General features: G+C 72.3%; 13 protein-coding genes and 1 pseudogene. 5 read left to right on the forward strand and 9 right to left on the reverse strand.

Annotated features, from left to right (window positions below; all coding sequences use genetic code 11):
• Positions 1-12 precede the first annotated feature (12 nt).
• From AC3ET3_RS12950 to AC3ET3_RS12960, 3 genes are all read right to left on the reverse strand, one after another.
• Complete coding sequence (locus AC3ET3_RS12950; protein WP_435612154.1) at positions 13-378, reverse strand: VOC family protein; 366 nt, start codon at positions 376-378, stop codon at positions 13-15.
• Entirely contained in the window at positions 375-2195 is a 1821-nt protein-coding gene (locus AC3ET3_RS12955; protein WP_435612155.1) for a DUF2264 domain-containing protein, read from the reverse strand. The genes AC3ET3_RS12950 and AC3ET3_RS12955 overlap by 4 nt, the downstream gene beginning before the upstream one ends.
• A 192-nt stretch (positions 2196-2387) precedes the next feature.
• The gene (locus tag AC3ET3_RS12960; RefSeq protein WP_435612156.1) at positions 2388-3428 is read right to left on the reverse strand and encodes a rhamnogalacturonan acetylesterase; all 1041 of its coding nucleotides are present in this window, start codon (positions 3426-3428) and stop codon (positions 2388-2390) included.
• Positions 3429-3794: 366 nt separating this feature from the next.
• Here AC3ET3_RS12960 and AC3ET3_RS12965 point away from each other — a divergent pair, with 366 nt between their 5' ends.
• Positions 3795-5534, forward strand: coding sequence for a rhamnogalacturonan lyase B N-terminal domain-containing protein (locus AC3ET3_RS12965; RefSeq protein ID WP_435612157.1), 1740 nt, complete (start codon positions 3795-3797; stop codon positions 5532-5534).
• Between the two features lie 24 nt (positions 5535-5558).
• On the opposite strand, the gene AC3ET3_RS12970 is transcribed toward AC3ET3_RS12965, so the two are convergent.
• Together AC3ET3_RS12970 and AC3ET3_RS12975 are read right to left on the reverse strand one after the other, a co-directional pair.
• On the reverse strand, positions 5559-6971 hold the full coding sequence (locus AC3ET3_RS12970) for an RICIN domain-containing protein (RefSeq protein WP_435612158.1): 1413 nt from the start codon (positions 6969-6971) through the stop codon (positions 5559-5561).
• A gap of 1 nt (position 6972) precedes the next feature.
• Entirely contained in the window at positions 6973-8076 is a 1104-nt protein-coding gene (locus AC3ET3_RS12975; RefSeq protein WP_432135749.1) for a glycoside hydrolase family 43 protein, read from the reverse strand.
• Positions 8077-8288: 212 nt separating this feature from the next.
• On the opposite strand from AC3ET3_RS12975, the gene AC3ET3_RS12980 reads away from it, so the two are divergent.
• Positions 8289-10523: an autotransporter gene (locus tag AC3ET3_RS12980; protein ID WP_435612159.1), complete on the forward strand. Its 2235-nt coding sequence runs from the start codon at positions 8289-8291 to the stop codon at positions 10521-10523.
• A gap of 110 nt (positions 10524-10633) precedes the next feature.
• Entirely contained in the window at positions 10634-11575 is a 942-nt protein-coding gene (gene mmuM / locus AC3ET3_RS12985) for a homocysteine S-methyltransferase (protein WP_432135751.1), read from the forward strand.
• Between the two features lie 815 nt (positions 11576-12390).
• Here mmuM and AC3ET3_RS12990 read toward each other — a convergent pair.
• A pseudogene (locus AC3ET3_RS12990) lies at positions 12391-13767 on the reverse strand (carboxylesterase/lipase family protein); the annotation flags it as partial.
• Positions 13768-14237: 470 nt separating this feature from the next.
• On the opposite strand from AC3ET3_RS12990, the gene AC3ET3_RS12995 reads away from it, so the two are divergent.
• On the forward strand, positions 14238-15251 hold the full coding sequence (locus tag AC3ET3_RS12995) for a hydroxyacid dehydrogenase (protein WP_432135752.1): 1014 nt from the start codon (positions 14238-14240) through the stop codon (positions 15249-15251).
• Between the two features lie 271 nt (positions 15252-15522).
• Entirely contained in the window at positions 15523-16569 is a 1047-nt protein-coding gene (locus AC3ET3_RS13000) for a LacI family DNA-binding transcriptional regulator (RefSeq protein ID WP_432135753.1), read from the forward strand.
• Between the two features lie 99 nt (positions 16570-16668).
• On the opposite strand, the gene AC3ET3_RS13005 is transcribed toward AC3ET3_RS13000, so the two are convergent.
• The 3 genes from AC3ET3_RS13005 to AC3ET3_RS13015 form a co-directional block, all read right to left on the reverse strand.
• On the reverse strand, positions 16669-16869 hold the full coding sequence (locus tag AC3ET3_RS13005) for an SCO3870 family protein (protein WP_432135754.1): 201 nt from the start codon (positions 16867-16869) through the stop codon (positions 16669-16671).
• Positions 16870-17041: 172 nt separating this feature from the next.
• Entirely contained in the window at positions 17042-17266 is a 225-nt protein-coding gene (infA, locus tag AC3ET3_RS13010; RefSeq protein ID WP_432135755.1) for a translation initiation factor IF-1, read from the reverse strand.
• Positions 17267-17389: 123 nt separating this feature from the next.
• Positions 17390-18154, reverse strand: a complete 765-nt coding sequence (locus AC3ET3_RS13015) for a GNAT family N-acetyltransferase (protein WP_435612160.1) — start codon at positions 18152-18154, stop codon at positions 17390-17392.
• Between the last annotated feature and the right edge of the window lie 54 nt (positions 18155-18208).

The following is an 18208-nucleotide window of genomic DNA, read 5'->3' on the forward strand; positions in this document are numbered from 1 at the left end:
CCTCCCGCTCCCTCACCCCCGCTCCGCCGCGCTCCGTTCCACGCAGAACTCGTTGCCCTCGGGGTCCGCGAGGAGGGCCCAGCCCGTGCCGTCGGCGTTGCGGCGGTCGGCCACCAGGGTGGCGCCGAGGGCGAGGAGGCGGGTGACCTCCTCCTCCCGCGTGCGGTCGGTGGGCTGGAGGTCGAAATGAACACGGTTCTTCACCGTCTTGCCCTCCGGCACGGTGACGAAGAGCAGTCCGGCCCCCTCGATCAGCACTTCCGGGTCGCCCGGCTTGTCGTCGTCGTGGACCGGCTGTCCCAGTACCTCGGCCCAGAACCGGCCGAGGGCGTAGGCGTCGGCGCAGTCGACGGTGGCGTGGTGGATGCGAGATGTCATGCCGGGAATTCTTCGGCGGGCGAGGACGGAAAGCGACAGGTTTTCCCTTCCCGGCCGGGACCGAGCGGCAGCCGGTGGCACTCCCGCCCGCCGTCGGACCAGCTCAGGTGCAGTTCGTGCGCCTCGCACACCTCCACCGTCACCGTCCGCTCCAGCGGGGCCGGTTCCGGTTCTGCGGTGAGACGGGCGAGGGTGACGAAGAGGGTGGGGTCTGCGCCCGCACCCCCGCCCGACGCCTCGCCGGTGCGGCCGGTCACGGCAACGGCCTCGCCGGTGCGGCCGGTCACGGAGGGGAGGCCCGACGGGTCGGTCTCCACGGTGAGTTCGGCACCGATCCCGGTCACCGGCAGCAGCTCAGTCCGTACGCCCTCCGCCGGCGCCCACCCGGTGATCCGTACCGGCGTCCCGGCGGGCGCGCCCGTCACCACGTGCGCCCGTACCTCGGTCGCGCCGGACGCGACCACGAGAGTCGTGACCTCGGCGGTGCCGCCGGCCGCGGTGTGCCGGGAAGCCGCCCACGTCGTCCCGGCGCCGAGCGGAACGATCCCCGTGCGGCCCGGATCCCCTCCCACGATCACGCTGTTGTCGTTCGACGCCGAGGGTGTGGTCACGGTCGAATAGGCGAGGCGGGTGTAGTACGGGTCGTAGCGGACGTCCTCGCTGCCGTGGTTGTGAAGCCGCACCAGCCCGTCCGAACAGGTTGTCTGCAAAAGCCAGTTGGGCGCGGTGAGCGGGGTGACCGCGTCCTCGCGTTCGGCCGGGCCGGGTTCCTCGGTGGCCGTCCACACCTCGTGGTCGGGCGGCAGCAGGAGGCCGAGGAAGCCCTTGCTGGCCCAGTAGGGGGAGGCGGGACCCGAGTACCCCTGCAGGACGCGCTCGTCAGGGCCGTGCCATCCGAGGGTGAGCAGGCCCCGGTCGTCGACCGCGCCGCGCTCCAGGAAGTACCTGAGCGCACCCGAGGCCAGTCGGCGGGTCTCACCCGGGGACAGTGGGGTGTGACCGGTCAGCGCGCCGAGCCAGAGCGGGGCCGTGGTGGCGAAACGGTACGTCAGGGAGCGGCCCTGGTGCATCGGTGCGCCGTCGGCGCCGAAGAGCCGGGCGTAGTCGGCGAGGTGGGCGGACAACCGCGGACCGTGTACAGACAACAGGTCACTGTCGTCCGCCAGCCATGCATGCACCACCGGATACAGATGCATCGCCCAGCCGTTGTAGTAGTCGAACTTCCGGCCGTCACCGTCGGTGTACCAGCCGTCGCCGACATACCACCGTTCGATCCGCTCCAGTCCGCGCTCCACCGCTTTGCGGGACGCCGCCGCCTCGTATCCGACCGACTCCAGGAACCCGCCGACCGTCACCGGGAACAGCTCCCAGTTGCACGGCCAGGCCTCGGCCGTGAGCGCGTCCGCGAGCCAGGCCGCCGCCCGCTGCCGCACCGCGTCGTCCAGCCGGTCCCACAGCGACTCCCGGGTCAGCCGCAGCGCCAGGGCGATGGAGGCGGCTTCCACCAGCGGCTGGCCGCGGTCCTCGATGCGGGGCCACACGCCCGCGGTGCCGGCGGCGAGGCCCTCGGCGTACCGTTCGAGCACCGTCTCGTCGCGGCGGAACGCGGCGAGCAGTAGGGTCCGCGCGTATCCCTCCAGGCCGTCGGACAACCGGCCGGCCCAGCTCACGCGGTCGCCGGGGAAGTGGTAGAGCGCCCGGCTCCGGTCGGCGTAGAGGGCCGCGGCGGCGAGCAGAGCGTCGGCGGCCGACTCCCAGTGCGCCCGGGTGTATCCGGTGTACGGGCTACGGTCGGCGGCGGGCGGAGGCAGGTGCATGGGTGAGTCGGTCCTTCCGGCGGGGGGCGGTCTTCCCGGCGGGGGGCCTGCCGGGAGGGGCGGTCCTGCCGGCAGGGGCCCGTGGCGCTCCGGTTCCGGTCGCGCGCCCCAGGGTCTCGTACGGGGATCATCCGTGGCACGGTCCCGGGGTCGACCGGGCCGGTGGCCTGGCCCCGGGTGCTCACGCCGCGCTCATTGCCGCACCAGCCCCCCGGGTACCAGGTGCTGGTCACGCAGCGCGTCGCGGACCAGGCCCGCGAACACGGTGGCCCCGTGCACGGAGGTGTGGGTGTTGTCCCGCTTCTCGTTGTAGAGGTAGAGCGCCTTGGAGTCCTGCGGGCCGAGAGCCTCCACCAGCGTCTTGGTCTTCGCGGTGAGATCGATCAGCGGTACGTGCCGGGCCGCGGCCACCGCGCGGATCACCGCCGGGTGGTTCACGCCGAGGCCGTTGACCAGCAGCGCGATGTCGTTGTCGAGTGTGCCGTCGGGGCTGAACCAGCGGCGCACGATCGGCGTGACGAGCACCGGCCGGCCACCCTCGGCCCGGACACCCGCCACCAGTGTCTCCAGGTTCGTCCGGTACGTCGTCTCGTCCGTCTGCTTGTCGTTGTGGGCGAGCTGGATCAGGACGAGGTCGCCGGGGCGGATCCTGGGTGCGACGGTGTCCCACAGCAGCGGGTCGGCGAGGTAGCTGACCGTGCTCTCGCCGGAGTCGGCGTGGTTGGCGACCGACAGTCCTCGCCGTAGGTATTCCGGCAGCTGTTGACCCCATCCTGTATACGGTTCACCGGGCTGGTCGCAGACCGTGGAGTCGCCGACCAGGAAGATCTGGCGGGCGTGCCGGGCCGGGGTGACCCTGATCGCGGCGAGCGCGGGAGCGGTGCCGGCGAGGGTGAGGTCCAGGCCGGGGCTCCCGGCGGCTCCGGTCGGTTCGCCCTCGGGTGTGCGGACGTCGACGGTGAAGCTGCGGGCGACGCGTCCACCGGCCGACGCGGCGGTCTCCGGGAGCAGGGCGCGTCGGGTCTCACCGGCGATGCTGGTGCTGGAGGCCTCCTCGCCGCCGAGGAGCACCTTCACGTCGTAGGTGCCGGGCGGGACGTCGAAGTGGCAGGCCGTGGCGGTGCAGTTCGCGATGCCGAGAGGCCTGCCGCCCTCACCGGCGTGGGCCGGCACGGCCGTCAGGGCGGTGGTCATGCTCACCGCGGTCAGCACGGCGAGGTTGAATCGTCTCACTTGCCGGCTCCTCCGTCACGGCTACAGTGCCCGGCGGTGGGGACCGTACCGGTTGCCACAAGCGCTTTCCACCCCTTGACCAGATTTCCCCTCACCTCCGACACCCACTCCTCGAAAGCCCTTTCGCGAAATCGATTCAACTGTCACCCTGCACTTGCCTGCCCCGACGGACCGGGCCGCCGTCGGGTGCCGCCACCCGCCCGCCACCGGCGAGCGGGCGGCCGCCGTGCGCGGGAGCGCGGGGCGCCGGAGGACGCCGGCGCCGCCGTCTTCGTACGGCATCGCACTCGTGCCGGCCCGCGCCGCCCCTCGGGCACCGATACTCGCACCCGCACTCCCCACGCACCTCCCCTAAGGAGGAACCCCATGTCCACATCCCCGCACGGACCGTCGTCCCCACCCCCGCCACCGTCCCCCGACGGCTCCCCCGTACCCGGCGCACCGGTCGGCCGCCGTGCCTTCGTCCTCGGCACCGCGGCCACCGCGGGCTCCGCCGCCCTCACCGGACCGCTCGCCACCGCCGCCACCGCCGCCTCCACCGCCTCCTTCGGCTGGCGCGACGACGGTACGAACTACGTCGTCGACACCGGCGCCGACCTCGTCCTCAAGGTCCGCAAGTCCAACGGCGACCTGAGCTCGCTGGTCTACCGCGGCACGGAGTACCAGGGCTACGGCGGCAAGAACTCGCACATCGAATCCGGTCTCGGCACCTCGCAGGTGACGATCCGCCAGTCCGGATCGACCATCCTGGTCTCGGTCGCGTACGGCACGCTGCGCCACTACTACGCGGCGCGCAAGGGCGAGAACAACGTCTACCTGTGGACCCACAAGGCCGACACCTCGGTCTCGGCGACCCGCTTCATCGTCCGCACGCGCCCCGGCATGTTCCTCAACGACGAGCCGGACTCCTACACCTACGCGCCCACCACCATCGAGGCGTCGGACGTGTTCCGCAAGAACGACGGGCAGACCCGCTCCAAGCACTACTCCCGGCTGCGCGTGATGGACTACGACCACATCGGCTGGAGCGCGGGCGGCGTCGGCCTGTGGATCGTCCGCAGCAACCACGAGAAGGCTTCCGGCGGGCCGTTCTACCGCTCGCTGCTGCGCCACCAGAGCGCCGACGGCGGCGGCCTGTACGAGATCCTGTACTACGGCCAGAACCAGACCGAGGCCCAGCGCTTCGGCCTCCAGGGCCCGTACGTGATCGCCTTCACCGACGGTGGCGCCCCCTCCTCGGCACCGTTCCCGGGCACGCTCACGACACCGTGGGCGGACGATCTCGGGATCCCCGGATACGTCGGCGCCACCGGCCGGGGCAGGGTCGCGGGCGTCGGCATCAGCGGGCGGGATCCTGCGTACCCGTACACGGTGGGGCTCGCCAACGCGAACGCGCAGTACTGGGGCCCGGCGCGCACCTCGGACGGCTACTTCTCGGTCGCGGGCGTGCTGCCCGGGACGTACACGCTGACCGTCTACAAGGACGAGTTGGCTGTCCACAGTATGCAGGTGACGGTATCCGCCGGTCGGACGACCGCGCTCCACACCATCGCGCTCTCCCCCGCCGCCGACCCCTCCCACGCGCGGGCGATCTGGCGGATCGGCGACTGGAACGGTACCCCGCGCGGTTTCAAGAACGCCGAGCTGATGACGTACGCGCACCCCTCCGATGTGCGAGCCGCGCCGTGGACCGGGAATGTGGTGATCGGCAGCGGTTCCGAGACCTCCGCCTTCCCGTGCTACCTGTGGAAGGACGTCAACAGCGGCATCGTCGTCCACTTCCGGCTGACCGCCGCCCAGGCCGCCGCCGCGCACACGCTGCGCATCGGGGTGACGACGGCGTACGCCAACGGCCGTCCGCAGATCGTCGTCAACGACACCTGGACGTCCGCCATCCCCTCCCCGCCCACCCAGCCGAACACCAGGTCACTGACCAACGGCTCGTACCGGGGCAACAACCACACGTTCACCTATGACATCCCGGCGTCCGCCTGGCGCACGGACGGTCAGTACAACCAGCTGAGGATCAACGTGGTGAGCGGGTCGGGGCTGACGTCCTACCTCAGCGCGGGGACGGCGATCGACGCGATAGACCTTCTGGACTGAGACCCCGTCCGGACCGCCGGGGCGTCACGAGCCGCGCGTCCACTGCTGGTTGGTCCCTCCGTTGCAGGCATAGGTGATGATCGCGGCGGAGTTGGCGGTGGACGCGCCGCTCACGTCCAGGCACTCCCCGGTGGCGCGGGACCTGACGTTCACGTACCCGCCGGTGGTGGTGAGCGTCCACTGCTGGGCGGTGACCGAGGCGTCGCAGGTCTCCTGGGTGACGTCGGTGGCGTTCTCCTGCACGCACAGCGAGCTGTGACGGGCCATCAGCTGGTAGGAGCCGTCGTCGACGGGCCGGAACCAGAAGCTCTGGTTGCCGCCGCCGTTGCAGTCGTACTGCTTGATCCGGCCCCCGGGCCACTGCGACCGGCTGACGACGTCCGCGCACCGGCCGGAGTGCCGTGCAATCAGCGTCCGGTAGGCGGCGGAGGTGCCGGTGACGGTCCCCGCGGTGGTGTCGACGGTGATCTCCGGGGCCCAGGACATCGAGAGGGAGGTGGCGGACGGGAAGGTCAGGGGCAGCCAGACGTAGCGGGAGTCGTTCACGGTTCCGCCGAAGGAGTTGCCCCAGCGGTCTCCCAGGTAGAGATACGAGGTGGCCGCGGATCCCTGCACCGGCAGAACGTATGCGGTCTGCGATCCGTATGCCGTCGAGTCGCCGACGTCACGCATCGCCGACCAGGGACCGCTGAGGCTGGTGGCGGTGGCGTACCGCTGCTGGTTGGGGTTCCAGCCGGTGGCGCCGGACGTCAGCATGAAGTAGACGCCGCCCCTCTTGAACAGCGCCGGTGCCTCGCGGTGGCCGCCGGGCCACGGGTTGGCGACCAGGCCGGCGACGCCGGTGTAGTCGGCGGTGAGCCGGTAGATGTGCAGGTCGTAGTTCTCGCGGGCGGCGGAGACCATGTAGCCCGCGCCGTCGGTGTCGACGAAGATGGTGATGTCCCGGGACATGTGCTGCCCGAGCGGCCGGAAGCTGCCCCGCCAGGTGTAGTCGCCGTCGACGGTGTCGGAGACGGCGACGGCCGCGCGGGCCTCGCTGTAGTCCGTGCCGTTCTCCTTGTGCATCCACATCACGAACTTGCCGGTGGAGGCGTTGTACATGACCTTGGGCCGCTCGATGTTGGCGGTGGTGAGTTCCGGGCTGCCGGCCCGGGTCAGGACGTGGTTGCGGAACTCCCAGGTGCGCAGGTCGGTCGAGCGGTAGGCGTCGACGTAGCGGAAGGTGTTGTCGGCGTCGCGGTGCTCGCCGAACCAGTAGTAGTAGGCGCCGACCTTCAGGACGCCACCGCCGTGTGCGTGCACGGGACTGCCCGCGGTGTCGGTGAACTGGGTGCCGCTGAGGACGGTCCGGGGTGCGGCCTGGGCGGGTCCGGCGCCGGCGAGGGCACCGGCCAGGGCCAGGCAGAGGGCGGCCAGAACCGCGTACACACGTCTCATGTCACACACGTCCCTTCGCGGCGTCCCCCGCCATGGTGTCCGCGACCGGTATGCCGAAGTCCGGGGTACCGTCCGGGTGCCAGCCGAACCGCTGGATGCGGGTGTGGCGGTTGGGGTCGTCGAGCGGGTCGCCCACGATCTCCTTGTACGGGCGGGCGTGGTAGACGAGGACGTCGGTGCGGCCGTCCTCGGCGACGGTGAAGCAGTTGTGGCCGGGGCCGTACTGCCCGGTGGTGTCGTTGCCGGTGAAGACGGGGGTCGGGGACTTGGCCCAGGCGGCCGGGTCCATCAGGTCGCCGTCGGCGTCGGCGGTCAGCAGGCCGACGCAGTAGTGGTGGTCGGTGGCGGAGGCCGAGTAGGTGAGGAAGATCCGGCCGTTGCGCCGGAGCGCGTACGGGCCCTCGTTCACCTTGTATCCGATGCACTCCCAGTCGTATTCAGGGGTCGACAGCCGGACTTGCGGGCCCTTGAGCGTCCAGGGGTTCGCCATCTCCGACAGCCACAGCGCGGTGTTGTTGTCCATGCCGGGCTCGTGCTGGGCCCAGCACAGGTAGCGGGTTCCGCGGTGGGTGAAGGTGGTGGCGTCCAGGGAGAAGGTCTCCCACGCGGTCTTGACCTGCCCTTTCTCGATCCAGGTGCCCTTGAACGGGTTGGGGTGGGAGTTCTCCAGCACCCAGATCCGGATGCGCCAGACGTCCTCGGCGGGCGCGGCGGCGAAGTAGAGGTACCACTTGCCGTCGATCCGGTGCAGTTCCGGCGCCCAGATGTGCGCGCCCATGTCCCCGGTCGGGTGGGCGCGCCAGATCACCGACTCGGTGGCCGTGGACAGGCCGTTCAGGGTGCGGGAGCGGCGCAGGATGATCCGGTCGTACTCCGGTGCCGTGGCGGTGAAGTAGTAGTGGCCGTCGGTGTGCCGGTGGATGTGCGGGTCGGCGCGGTGGGGGACGAGCGGGTTCAGGTAGGGCGCCGCCTTCCGGTGGTCGGGGGCGGCGCTCGCCTCTGCCGAGGTCACGGCGGCGAGAGCGCCCGCGGCCAGGGCGCCCTTCAGCATCACGCGTCGGGTGGGGGTGTGGGGGAGCTCGGGCAGGTCGTCCTCGCGGCTCATGGGGGGCTGCCTTTCCTTCGTTCGTTCGAGATCACGGACACCATCTGCCATTACGAACGCCGAAAAGGTAAGGGTGCGCCAGGGGGAGGTCAACGGGTCCGACGTGATTGACAGACAGCGCTTTCACCGCACGGGGGACACGGCTGCCCCGGGCGGAGGGAACAGTCGTCGAATTTCTGTTATCGGCCGGTCGCCCGCGCGTCTCCCAGGGCGTGCACAGCCTCACCCAGAAGACAGCGGCGGCCGTCGGCGCGCTGGCCACGGCCGTCGGCCTCACCCTCACCGCTCCCCCGGCGTGGGCGGCGGGCCCCCGTGACGTCACCGAAGACGTGCTCGCGGGCCGCGACGTCACCCTCACCGGCGACACGGTCGTCAGCCTGCCACCCGGGACGACGACGTACGCAGGGGTGTTCCGCGGCGAGGGCACGCTCACCGTGCGCGGCACCGGCGCCCTGGTCCTCCTCAAGGACAGTGACTTCACCCTGCCGCCGTCACGGCGGCACCAGAGCGTGCGGATCCGCGGCGGCAACCACCCGTACGTCACCACGACCGCCCCCGACCCGCCCGCCGTCATCGTCGAGCGCGGCGCGACGCTCCAGTACGGCGACGGCGGTACGACCGGGCTGATCGGCCACTTCCCTTACGACACCCCCGCGTTCCACCTCAACCAGGACAACATCCGCGTCGACGGCACCCTGCGGCTGGCCCTGAAGAGCGCCTACAACCTGGGGACCATCACCGGCTCCGGGCTGATCACCCAGCCGCGGTTCCTCTGGGGCACCTGGGACCTGTCCGGGGCCCACCCCTTCACCGGAGTGATCGACAACGGCACGCAGGTCAACGCGGGGCGGCCGGAGTTCGCGACCTCGCTGCCCGGCGTGCGCAAGGTCCTCAACCAGGGCACCTGGACCGTGGACACCCCGCTCGGCCAGACCGTCACCATGGGTATGGACTTCTACCAGCGCGAGTACGGCAGCGACATCAACATCCAGTCGCGGCCCGGCGGGAAGGTGATCCTCACCGGCCAGTACAGCTGGTCGGACCGGGGCGGCGACACCGACCCCTCGCTCAGCGACCCGGCCCTGAACTGGACGCCCGCGCCCAAGCACGTCAACAAGCGCGGCATCAACATCAAGGGTGCTGACGTCCACTGGGGCGACGGCTCCACACACCGCATCTTCATGCCGGGCACGGCGGAGACCGTATACATAAACCTGCTGGCCGCCCGCACACGCTCGAAGCTGACCTTGGACTACGACGGACCGGTGACCCTGGGCGCCCCCATCGGCGGGGGCGTCTTCCACGACACGCTCTCCGCTCCCGGCGCCGGGGACGTCCTGATCGCCGGTACGCCCGGCAACGACGTGACGTTCGCCGCCGCCCAGTACTACGACGGCTCCACGACCGTGGAGAAGGGCGCGGTGCTGCGGCTCGGCTCCGAACGGGGCGACGGCTCGCTGCTGATGGGCACCGACCGCCGCCGCGTGGTGAACAACGGCACCCTGGTGGCGCAGAACCGTTCCACACCCGCGACGCTGTCCCGGGTCGGCGGCTCCGGGTCGTTCGTGCAATCCGGAACGGCGACGACGACGCTGTCCGGCGCGGCGGTGACGTACACCGGCACGACGACGGTCGAGAAGGGGACTCTGGCTCTGCGCGACGGCGCCACGCTCGCCAACACCAGGGCGATCGAGCTCACTTCGCCCGGCGCGCGACTGGACACCGGCGGTAGGGCACTACGGGTCACCAGCTCGCTCAGCGGAGTGGGCAGCGTACTGGGCGGGGTGGCCAACGAGGGTGTGGTGAACGGCGGGTTGACGGTGACCGGTGACTACACGCAAACCGCCAGCGGTCAACTGCGGTTCAGCGGAGTGCCGTTGCGGGTGCGGGGCAAGGCACGGCTGGCCGGGGGGCTCGACCTGCCGGCGGCCGCCCCCGCCGCTACCACCGCGTCCGCCGGCAGTACCGCGTCCTCCGGCAGTACCGCGTCCGCCCACGGCTCCGCTTCCACCTCCGCGACCTCGCCCACCGCCCGTCCCCCGGTCACCGTCCTCGACCATGCCGGCACCGCCGCCACCACCGGCACCTTCGACGGACTGCCCGAGGGGGCGGAGGTGCGGCTCGCCGGCGCCGTGTACCGGATCAGCTACCGGGGCGGCGACGGCAACGACGTGGTACTGACCGCCGTCACCGACACCCCCACCGGCCTCCGGCACGGGCCCGGCTCCGCGGGCGCGGGCTTCCCGGCGACACAGGGGGCGGGCTCGGCCGGGAGCGAGCAATTCGGATGGTGGCCGTACGTCCTGGCGCTCGGCATGCTGGGCGGACTGGTCGTCCCGGCGACCCTGCGGACCAGCGGCAACGGCCGACGACGGCCGGGGCGGAGCGGCACCCGGCCTGCGCGTCGTGACGGGCGGGGGCACGGGCGGGGGCGGGCCGAGGGCTGAGCCGATCGGTCTCGGGGGTGAGGGCAGGCGTGGCGTCGCGAGGGAGTCCGACCGTGGAGGGGCCGCCAGTGGCCGCGGGACCTCAGCTCCCCGTCGGCTAACGTCGTCGCATGACCAGCCGCATTCCCGTCCGCCCCTCCCTCGCCGAGGCGATCGGCGCCGGGGCCGTTGTACTCGACGGCGGTATGTCGAACCAGCTGGAAGCCGCCGGGCACGACCTGAGCGACGAGCTGTGGTCGGCACGGTTGCTCGCGGACACGCCGGAGGCGATCACCGAGGCACATCTCGCCTACTTCCTGGCGGGGGCGAGCGTGGCGACCACCGCCAGCTACCAGGCGACCTTCGAGGGCTTCGCGCGGCGCGGGACCGGCCGTGCGGAGGCCGCCGGGCTGCTGCGCCGCAGCGTGGAGCTGGCGAGGGCGGCGGCCGGGCAGGCGTACGCCCGCGGCGTGACGCGCCCGCTGTGGGTCGCAGCGTCGGCCGGGCCGTACGGTGCGATGCTCGCGGACGGCTCCGAGTACCGGGGCCGGTACGGGCTGAGCGTGGCCGAACTGGAGGGGTTCCATCGCCCCCGGCTGGAGGTGCTGGCCGCCGCCGGGCCGGACGTGCTGGCGCTGGAGACGGTGCCGGACGTGGAGGAGGCGCGAGCACTGCTGCGGGCGGTCCGTGGACTGAATACACCCGCCTGGCTTTCGTATACCGTCGACGGTCGCCGGACTCGGGCCGGTCAGCCGCTCGAGGAAGCGTTCGCGCCGGCCGCCGACGCCGACGAGGTGATCGCGGTCGGGGTGAACTGCTGCGCCCCACAGGACGTGGACGCGGCTGTGGCGGCCGCCCGGCGAGTGACCGGGAAGCCCGTGGTGGTCTACCCCAACAGCGGCGAGGGCTGGGACGCCCGGGCCCGCGCCTGGACAGGCCGCGCCACCTTCTCCCCGGAGCAGGTGCGCGGCTGGGAACAGGCCGGAGCCCGGCTGATCGGGGGCTGCTGCCGGGTGGGGCCCGAGGCGGTCGCCGCCATCGCCCGGGGCCTGCGGCCCGCCCGCAGGGACTGACGGCCCACCGAGGGTCATCGCCTCGTGTCGGGGCCCCTTGCGAGCGCGGCTGCCTCTGCCTCTGCCTCTGCCTCTGCCTCTGCCTCTGCCTCTGCCTCTGCCTCTGCCTCTGCCTCTGCCTCTGCCTCTGCCTCTGCCTCTGCCAGGATCGATCCCTGCCGAGCGAGCGCTGTCGCTTCGGGCCCGCTGACCCGTCAGCGGCGCCGGGTCCCGGTGGCCCGGCGCAGTCGGCGCACCGCGGCCCGCAGTTCCAGGGAACGCATGGCGCCCCCGGGTTCGGTGGGGGCCGCGTCGGGTGGGGCGATTCCCTCGATCTCTGCCACGGCAGCCTCCGACGCCGTCGCCTCCGCCGCCGGGACGGCGTCCGTCGGTGACGGGGCGACCGTCGCCGGGTCGCCACTGCCGGTGCCGGGTGGCGTCGTCGGCGACTCGGCGGCGGTCCACAGGCTCAGTTCGGCATCTCGCAGACCGTATGCGGTATACGGTCTGCGACAGGTGGTATACCGCTCGCCGTCGCCCGCGTACCGCCCACCTTCTCCGTCCCCGCTGCGATCCGGACCACCGAGGCCGGCCCCACCGAGCTCGGCTCCAGCGAGGTCGACTCCATCACGCTGGGTGACATCGCGGTAGGCTCCACCGCCGTCGGTGGCATCGTGGCCGGCCTTACCGAGTCCGGTTCCCTCACGACCGTCCCCACCGAGGCCGACCGCACGAAGGCCACCCTCACCCAAGCCGCCCCCGACGAGGCCGATCTCCTCAGAGCCTGTCTTCTCAAGTCCGGCTCCGTCGAGGTCGGGCCCACCGAGACCGGCCGCATCCCCGAACACCCGCACCGGATGCCGGGCGTCCCACGCCTCCCACCCCGGATCTCCGGTCTCCGCGAACCGCACCCACGCCCCGTGCATCGCCTCCGCCAGCTCCTGCGGTGCGCCCCGGCCCGCGAGCTTCGTGGACTCGGGGACCTCGCCGGTGTCGAAGACGAAACCGAGTTCGAGGGCGTGGCAGGCGCCGAGGCCGGGGAGCAGGGACGGCCAGGCGAATTCGTAGAGCCACGAGCTGCCGGGCCGGGCGTCGGCCAGCCGTCGCAGCGGTCGGCGCAGGAGGTGGTCGGTGACCATCTGCCCGATGATCTCGGCTGTGCCGGCACGCGGCTGCAGCGCACGGTAGCCGCGCGGCACCTCGTGCCCGCAGTGGCAGCGGGCCATGGCACCGGCCACGGCGACCGGGCCGAGCCGGTCGACGCGTTCCAGCAGTCCGCCGGGGACCAGCCAGAGCCGGTACTCATCGCGGGTCCAGCCCATCAGCAACTCGGTGTCACGTGCCACGGCCCCCTCGATCAGTGCCTCCAGCGGGTTGCGCGGGACGAGGTCGCCGTCGACGACGATGCCGAAGGCGGGGCCGCCCAGGACGGGGCTGCTGAGTCTGCCGACCTCGGTCTGGGCGCGCAGCAGCAACGCGCGGTCGACGGCGGCGAACGCCTCGGCGGTGGCGGGCACCTTCAGCCGGGCGGCCATCCGGCGGACCATGCGGCGCACCTTGTCCCGTTCGGAGGCTTCGGGCGGACCGCTCTGCAGTACGGCCCGGCGGAACAGGCCCTGGGCCGGGGGCGCCGCGATCAGGGCGCCGATACTGATGGCGCCCGCGGACTGCCCGGCGAGGGTGACGCGGTCGGGGTCGCCGCCGAAGGCCGCGATCGACCGGTGGACCCATTCCAGGGCGGCGAGCTGGTCGCGCAGGCCGGAGTTGGGCGGGGCGTCCGGGAAAAGGCCGTAGCCCTCGACGCCCAGCCGGTAGTTGACCGAGACGCACACCACGCCGTCCCGGGCGAAGGCGTGGCCGTCGTAGACCGGGACGGCCGAGGATCCCCTGGTCAGGGCGCCGCCGTGGAGCCACACCAGGACCGGGAGCCGGGCAGCGGGCCCCGGCTCCGGGGTCCACACGTTGAGGTTGAGACATCCGTCGCCCGGCACCACCGGGTCGGAGAGGTACTTGTCGAAGGCCTCGGAGTACGGCGGTTTGGGCGCCGTGGGGCCGAAGGAGCCGGCGTCGCGCACGCCGTCCCAGGGGTCGGGCGGCACCGGCGGCCGGAACCGGCGCGGACCGAACGGGGGTGCCGCGTAGGGAATCCCCCTGAAGACCGCGACGCCGCGCTCGTACCGGCCGCGCACGGCCCCGTACGGGGTGTCTACCACGGGGGCCGCGCCCGGGTTCACACCCGGGACTGCCGCAGGTCCCCCGGGGTGGTCCGTCTGGTCCGCCGTCATGCGCCCACCAGCCCTTCACCGCGCTCGTGCACCGCGTATACCCACAGCACCACATCCGCAGCCGGTATTCCGGCCCGCCGGCTCGGCACGAGGCCGTTCGGCGTACAGCGGCTCCTTCAGATGCGTCGGCCGTCACCTCCCGTGCGTCGGTGTGGGCACGACACCGCATGCCGCATGCCGCATGCCGTCTTTCGCATTCAGCATGCCGTTCGCCGTATGTCGTATGTCGTATGCCGAATCCCGACCACCCGCATAAGACATCTCGCACGCCCCCGCGACCCCCGCAGCCCCGCAGCCCCGCAGCCCCGCAGCGACCGGCGCTTCCCGCCACCACCGAGCTACTTTAGAATGCGCTTTCTCCCCAAGACGGTTCCCGTCACCCCCGCGTCAGGAGGGTCATGCCCCACCCCCAGCCTCCGAGGGCCGTGTTCGCGATGGATCCGGTGCACCTGCCCCTGCTCTTCCCCGCGCCTTTGATGGCCCGGTTGCGGCAGGCGTCCGCCATCGACCCGGAGCTCGTCGTACGGGACTTCGCCGCCCCGGCGGTGGCCGGCGCGCTGGCCGACGCGGACGTCCTGATCACCGGCTGGGGCTGCCCCCCACTGGACGCGGGCGTCCTCGCAGCGGCGCCCCGGCTGCGCACCGTGCTCCACGCGGCGGGCTCGGTCCGCTCGCTCGTCGGGGAGGCCCTGTGGCAGCGCGGTGTCGCCGTCTCCAGCGCGGTCACCGGCAACGCGCTGCCGGTCGCCGAGTACACCCTCGCCATGATCCTGCTCGCCGGGAAGGACGTCTTCACGCACCGCGAGCGCTTCCGCGCCACGCACGCCTGCCCGACCCCCGCCGACACCGCCGCGACCGGCAACGTCGGCCGCCGCGTCGGGGTCGTCGGCGCGTCCCGCGTGGGCCGTCGGCTGCTCGAACTGCTGCGCCCGTTCGACTTCACGGTTCTCCTGCACGACCCGTACGTGACCCCCGCCGAGGCCGTCGGGCTGGGCGCCGAGGCGGTGTCGCTGGAGGAGTTGCTGCGACGGAGCGACATCGTGAGCCTGCACGCCCCCGACATCCCCGAGACGTACCGCATGCTCGACGCCGGGCGGCTCGCCCTCATCCGGGACGGCGGCGTGCTGATCAACACCTCGCGCGGCGCCCTGATCGACCCCGACGCGCTCACCGCCGAGCTGGTCTCGGGGCGGCTGCGCGCCGTGCTGGACGTCACCGAGCCCGAGCCGCTGCCCGCCGACTCCCCGCTCTACGCACTGCCCAACGTCTTCCTCACCCCCCACATCGCGGGTTCACTCGGCAACGAGCTGGAGCGTCTCGGCAGGATCGTCGTCGAGGAGGCCGAGCGGCTGGCCGCGGGCGCTCCGCTGGCCCATCAGGTGCGCCTCGCGGACCTGGCCCGGATGGCGTGACGGCGCGCCCCGCCCCCCTCGCACCGCCCTGCCCACCGCGGCCCGCGCCCCGAATCCGGCACCGCGCCCCCACCCCCCTGCCCACGCCTCCCCACCAGGGGACGGCAGTTCCCGGCCTCAAGGTCCGGCAAGGGCGGGTGTCTTCCCGCCGCGCTGACACCGCCTTAGGATAGCAAGCGCTTTCTGTCGACCGGCGACATGCGCCCGGTCGCGACATCAGCGCTGGTCGAGCTTTCGCTGGCCCTCGGGCGGGCCGGAGAGGTGGTTCCCGATGGGCCGCACGGGGAGTACGAGCACGACGGCCGGACCCACGCTGGCGGTCGTCGCCCGCGAGGCCGGCGTGTCCGTACCCACCGCGTCCAAAGTCGTCAATGGCCGTGAGGACGTGGCCCCGGAGACCCGGCGCCGGGTCACGGAGGCGCTGGAGCGGCTGGGTTACGTCCGCAGGCCGCGGTTCGACGCGTCGAAGCCGCCCCGGCTGGTCGACCTGGTCGTGCACTCACTGGAGAGTTCCTGGTCAGGAGCGGTGCTGCACGGCGTGGAGGCCGCCGCGCACGACGCCGGACTGGACGTGGTGGTCTCCGCCGGCCTCGCCCGCACCAAGGGCGACCGGCCGCGGCGCGGCTGGCTGGACAAGCTCACCACGCGCGGCTCGGCCGGGGTTCTGTTCAACCTGGCCGAACTGTCGGAGTCGCAGTACGCGTGGCTGGCACAGCACCGCATCCCGTTCGTGATGATCGACCCCGCGGCGGAGCCGCCGTCCGGCGTGGTGTCGGTGGGCGCGGCCAACTGGCAGGGCGGAGTGACCGCGACCGAGCACCTGATCGGCCTCGGCCACGAGCGGATAGCGGTGATCGCCGGGCTGCGCCGGCGTATGTGCAGTGGTGCCCGAGTGGCCGGCTACCGTTCCGCGCTCGCCTCGGCGGGTCTGCCTCTGCGGCCCGAGTACGTCCGCTACGGCGCGTTCGAGGAGGCGGTGGCCCGCCGCCGCATGCGTGAACTGCTCGACCTGCCCGACCCGCCGACGGCGGTGTTCGTCTGCTCGGACCGGATGGCCCTCGGAGTGTACGGGGCGGTGGCGGAGCGGGGGTTGAGCGTGCCCGGCGACATCAGCGTGGTCGGTTTCGACGACCTTCCCGAGTCCCGTTGGGCGGGTCCACCGCTGACCACCGTCCGGCAGCCGCTGGCCGAGATGGCGGCCACGGCGCTGCGGCTGCTGGTGCGCATGATGGACGGCGAACACCCCGAGGGAACCCGTACCGAACTCTCGACCCGCCTGGTCCAACGCGCGAGCACGGCGCCGCCGGAGGGCAGCTGAACCTCCGGGCGGGCACGGCGCCCCCGAGAGGATTCGCCGAACCCCCAAGAGCACGGTCCCGCCGAAGATCCGCCGACCCCCGGCGGGCCGGCGGCGCCCTCAGTTCGCGTGCGGTCGGCCGTCTCGGACCCACGTCACCACGACCAGGGCCGCGGTGACGTACATCAGGACGCTGAAGGTGGCCACGGAGTCGACGTACTGCTCATAGCCGTGTGCCCGCAACTGGAGCGCCAGGGAACCGAGTACGGTCCCCAGCGCCGTGGTCGCGGCTGCCATGGCGACGAACGGGCCCTTCGTCATGGGTACTTCCTCCAAGCCATCAGACGATCGATCACCATCGAGCCTACTCCGCGGATGAGTTCAGGGCCTCGACCAGGACTCGGGCGGTATCGGCGATCAGGGCGTTGTCGCGGGGAGCGGTGGGGCGTGCGGTCGACGCGCGCCCGGGGGCACGGGCGCGCGTCGCCGCCGCTCAGTTCCGGTACCGGTAGAGAATCCGGCCGCGGGTCAGGTCGTAGGGGCTGAGCTCCACGAGGACGCGGTCGTACGGGAGGATCCTGATGCGGTTCTTGCGGATCTTCCCGCTGATGTGTGCGAGCACGTGGTGCCCGTTCTCCAATTCCACCGTGAAAGTGGCGTTGCGCAGGCATTCGAGGACGGTGCCCTCGACTTCCAGGCCGCTTGCGGTTCTGGCCAAGGTCTCTCGCTTCTCGATTCTGTGTGTCGGGCGGGGTCGGTGGGTCCTGTGGGTCCTGTGGGTCGTGGGCGGGGCGATGGGTCGTGTGAGGTCAGGGTCGTGGGGGAGTGTGCGGACGGGGGGTCATCGGCGTACCAGTTCCTGGTAACCGCCCGTTCGCCGGGCGCCGGCGCTCTCGACCAGCGCGGACGCCGGCGTGTTGGACGCGTCCACCTCGGCCCAGGCCGAGTCGCGCCCGGCGCGGTGCAGCTCGCCCAGGGCGTGGGCCAGCAGCGCGCGCCCGATGCCGTGCCGGCGGTGACCGGCCTCGACGGCGAGCAGCCCGATCCGCGCCCGGCGGGGCACCGGCGCGACCCGCACCAGTCCGACGTACGCGCCGTCGCGCACCGCCACCGCGTACTTCGACGGGTCGACCGGAACGGGCACGGCCGGCTGGGGCAGTACCTCGGCCGGCATGGTACGCCAGCCGACGGTGGCTTCGATCTCTTCACGGAGCGCGCGGTCCAGCGCGCGCAGCGGGCTCTCGTCGGCCTCGCCGGCGGGCAGGACCGTCACTCCGGCGGGGAGTCGAAGGGCGCCGAGCCCGGTTTCGCCGGGGTCGGTGGGCAGGACGTACTCCGACTCGCGGCGTCCGACGGCGAAGCCGAGCCGTTCCCAGTGATCTCGGGACTCGTCGTCGGCCTCGCCGACCAGGGTGTGCAGCGGCTCGGGGAGGTCCGTGAGCATCGCGGCGGCGATCCGGTCGAAGGCCGCGTCCTGCCATGCGTCGATGCTGATGAACCGCCGTCCGTCGGGCCGGTGCGAGACATCGCCCCGGCCGACGATCCGGTCGTCGGCCACGGCCTGCCACTCGGTCTGCGTGACCCGCGTGATCATCACGGTGTTCATGGGTGTTCGCCTCTCAGGAGTGCCTTGTCACACAGGCGCTCCCGACGACACCCA

Source organism: Streptomyces sp. bgisy159, assembly GCF_057707805.1.

Coding starts and splice junctions, on each gene's coding strand:
- AC3ET3_RS12950 (WP_435612154.1), bottom strand. CDS start 378: ATGACATCTCGCATCCACCACGCCACCGTCGACTGCGCCGACGCCTAC.
- AC3ET3_RS12955 (WP_435612155.1), bottom strand. CDS start 2,195: ATGCACCTGCCTCCGCCCGCCGCCGACCGTAGCCCGTACACCGGATAC.
- AC3ET3_RS12965 (WP_435612157.1), top strand. CDS start 3,795: ATGTCCACATCCCCGCACGGACCGTCGTCCCCACCCCCGCCACCGTCC.
- AC3ET3_RS12970 (WP_435612158.1), bottom strand. CDS start 6,971: ATGAGACGTGTGTACGCGGTTCTGGCCGCCCTCTGCCTGGCCCTGGCC.
- AC3ET3_RS12975 (WP_432135749.1), bottom strand. CDS start 8,076: ATGAGCCGCGAGGACGACCTGCCCGAGCTCCCCCACACCCCCACCCGA.
- mmuM (WP_432135751.1), top strand. CDS start 10,634: ATGACCAGCCGCATTCCCGTCCGCCCCTCCCTCGCCGAGGCGATCGGC.
- AC3ET3_RS12995 (WP_432135752.1), top strand. CDS start 14,238: ATGCCCCACCCCCAGCCTCCGAGGGCCGTGTTCGCGATGGATCCGGTG.
- AC3ET3_RS13000 (WP_432135753.1), top strand. CDS start 15,523: ATGGGCCGCACGGGGAGTACGAGCACGACGGCCGGACCCACGCTGGCG.
- AC3ET3_RS13005 (WP_432135754.1), bottom strand. CDS start 16,869: ATGACGAAGGGCCCGTTCGTCGCCATGGCAGCCGCGACCACGGCGCTG.
- AC3ET3_RS13015 (WP_435612160.1), bottom strand. CDS start 18,154: ATGAACACCGTGATGATCACGCGGGTCACGCAGACCGAGTGGCAGGCC.